Consider the following 2300-nt stretch of genomic DNA (forward strand, 5'->3'; position numbering starts at 1 on the left):
AGGATTCCTATTTGATTTTTGAATAAACACCGTACACCTCGAAAAGCCTGATTCCCTACTCCCTACTCCCTATTCCCTACTCCCCGCCTACGCAAATAATTTCAAAAATCAAAGCGGATTACTATATCAAACAATACTACCTTTTGCCATTTGATGTGGTTTGCACATCAGAAATTAACTAGTATGATAAAAAACAAAAGGACTGGATATACCAGTCCATTATTATCTTGATTTAAGGTTTTTATCTTAATAACGGGATTTTTTGGTTTTTAACTTTTGCTTTTTACGCCGACGTTCGCTAGCAGCAACTGCGTGTTCTACCGGATAACCGACTACAGGAATTACCTGATATTTGCGTTCTTGTTCTAATTTTTTCAGTTCAGTGTAATCAACCCAATGAATGCAATCAACTGGACAAGTGTCAATTGCCTCTTGAATAATTTCCTCAGCGTCCCCATCTTGCCGAACCACGCGCGATCGCCCGTAATCTGGTTCAATGTAAAAGGTGTTACGTGCAACATGAGCGCAATGCTTGCAACCAATACAGGTGATTTCGTCAACATAAACACCATTTTGGCGCAGCAAACCACCCAGTTCCGGTTCTAAACCAGAACGTTCTGGGGCATCCCGTAAAAAACCCCCTAATTCTGGTTCCAAACCCGAACGATTTTCTTCTTGTTCTTCCGGCGACGGCAGAAAATCAGCCATTACGCACTCCAGCGCTGTACTACCAGACGAATCGAACCATCTTCATTTTTTTGTTGTTCAGAGACTTGAAAACCAACACGAGCGGTTTCTTTCACAACTGTTTGATAAGCATAGCGCTGTGTTACCTGGCGTAAAAATCCGTCCACAGACAGGTTTTGCTGCCAATATTGCAAATCAGCAACTAGTTCATATTCTTTGCCATTCCATCTAAAACCGATGTCATAGCCATTTTCCTGCTCAATAGTCACTTCGGCAGGATGGGTTTGACCGCGATAGCCACGGACTTCGCGTGGACCGGGTTTCCAGTCTACGCCTAATTCAGTCAAAGCATCTTTCAAAGAATCAAGGTTACGGATTTGAGTCTTAATTTGGCTAAAGTGTGACATGGTGGTTGTGAATTAATTACACTAAACTACTGTGAAAACTTACCAATCGCTGTAAGTGGTGTGTGTATTCGCCACATTAGATTGCTGCACCTTGGCGGCGAAATATTCTGAGGTTGGCTCATGATTAAGTACTTGCCCCAGCTGTGCCTCTATTGCTGCTGTAACCTCAGCGCAAGAAGCACCCACAATGCCAGTGACTTTTTCTTGTACCCGACCGTCTGGATAGATTATGAACTCTAATGTCTCCATGCTCTTGGCCAACCACGATAAGTACGCTTAAATTCTACTGCCTTAGCAGAAGGCTACAAATATAGCCGTAGGAACATTTTTACTTAGATACAAACTTACCATTTGTTAAATAATGTTCCATCTCTCAACATATATATCTCAGAATCTTTACAAAAATTATTAATTTTGGAAGTAGGCACATCAGTCTTTAGTTAGTCTCTCTTAACCTCATCGATTAGTCAAGGTAACAACTGAGTTTGCCAAGTAAGCGGCAAAAGTCCTCAAGATAAGCATTAGAGGTAATATAGCCAGCAAGGCAATTTACAAAAATATAAATTTTATTGAAAAACTTTATCATTACCATTAAATTTACCTTATTCTCTTAAGGTTTTCCAGGTAGATTGCATGTAGCGCGGTGTCAGCCTACAGCAATATGGTGGGGTATACGCAGAAGTAAATTGACCTGGGATAGGGTATAAACGGATTTTTAGACTGCGATCGCCAGAATATAAAAATAGCGTTTGGAATTCACCCGTGCTACTTACTCCTGCTAACTTTGCCCAGCCTGGAAGTAGTATTACTGCTGCATATCAACCGTTGAATTCGCAATTAGAAGTTTTCTTCTCGGATAAAGATGGTTTCTTGAATCTTTTATGGAAAGCTCAAAATGGATATTGGAACTCACCTTTCAAGATTTAGGGCGGGGTGTTTTCACTGTTAAAGAGAATAATTAATATTTAGCAAACAAAATGCTATGATTTGACTAAATTTTGGAGCAATTAAACACACCTAGCTTTGGTGTATTCTTGAAGGATGCCAACAATTTTAAGAATTGGTGCCTACCGCTTCTACTTTTACACTCATGAACCTAATGAGCCACCCCATATTCATATTGATCGGGATGACACCAGAATCGTTAACCCAGACAAATACTATGCTGATCATCTCTTTTAGTGGCATTGACGAAACGGTTGCACA

4 protein-coding genes are annotated in these 2300 nt (G+C 40.3%); 1 reads left to right on the forward strand and 3 read right to left on the reverse strand.

Features of this window, described 5'->3' with window-relative positions; all coding sequences use genetic code 11:
* Nucleotides 1-246: 246 nt before the first annotated feature.
* Genes LC574_RS36325 through LC574_RS36335 form a run of 3 tightly spaced genes read right to left on the reverse strand, consistent with a single transcriptional unit; the run spans nt 247 to nt 1343 of the window.
* Complete coding sequence (locus LC574_RS36325) at nt 247-708, reverse strand: ferredoxin (protein ID WP_229458470.1); 462 nt, start codon at nt 706-708, stop codon at nt 247-249.
* Nucleotides 708-1094 (reverse strand): DUF1257 domain-containing protein, encoded by a 387-nt coding sequence (locus LC574_RS36330; protein ID WP_196525031.1) that lies wholly within the window; start codon nt 1092-1094, stop codon nt 708-710. The genes LC574_RS36325 and LC574_RS36330 overlap by 1 nt, the downstream gene beginning before the upstream one ends.
* Before the next feature lie 39 nt (nt 1095-1133).
* Complete coding sequence (locus tag LC574_RS36335; RefSeq protein WP_012406943.1) at nt 1134-1343, reverse strand: DUF2997 domain-containing protein; 210 nt, start codon at nt 1341-1343, stop codon at nt 1134-1136.
* Nucleotides 1344-2135: 792 nt separating this feature from the next.
* On the opposite strand from LC574_RS36335, the gene LC574_RS38410 reads away from it, so the two are divergent.
* On the forward strand, nt 2136-2276 hold the full coding sequence (locus LC574_RS38410; RefSeq protein WP_267871805.1) for a DUF4160 domain-containing protein: 141 nt from the start codon (nt 2136-2138) through the stop codon (nt 2274-2276).
* The last annotated feature ends 24 nt before the right edge of the window (nt 2277-2300 follow it).

The organism is Nostoc sp. CHAB 5715 (genome assembly GCF_020829685.1).
GTDB lineage: Bacteria > Cyanobacteriota > Cyanobacteriia > Cyanobacteriales > Nostocaceae > Nostoc.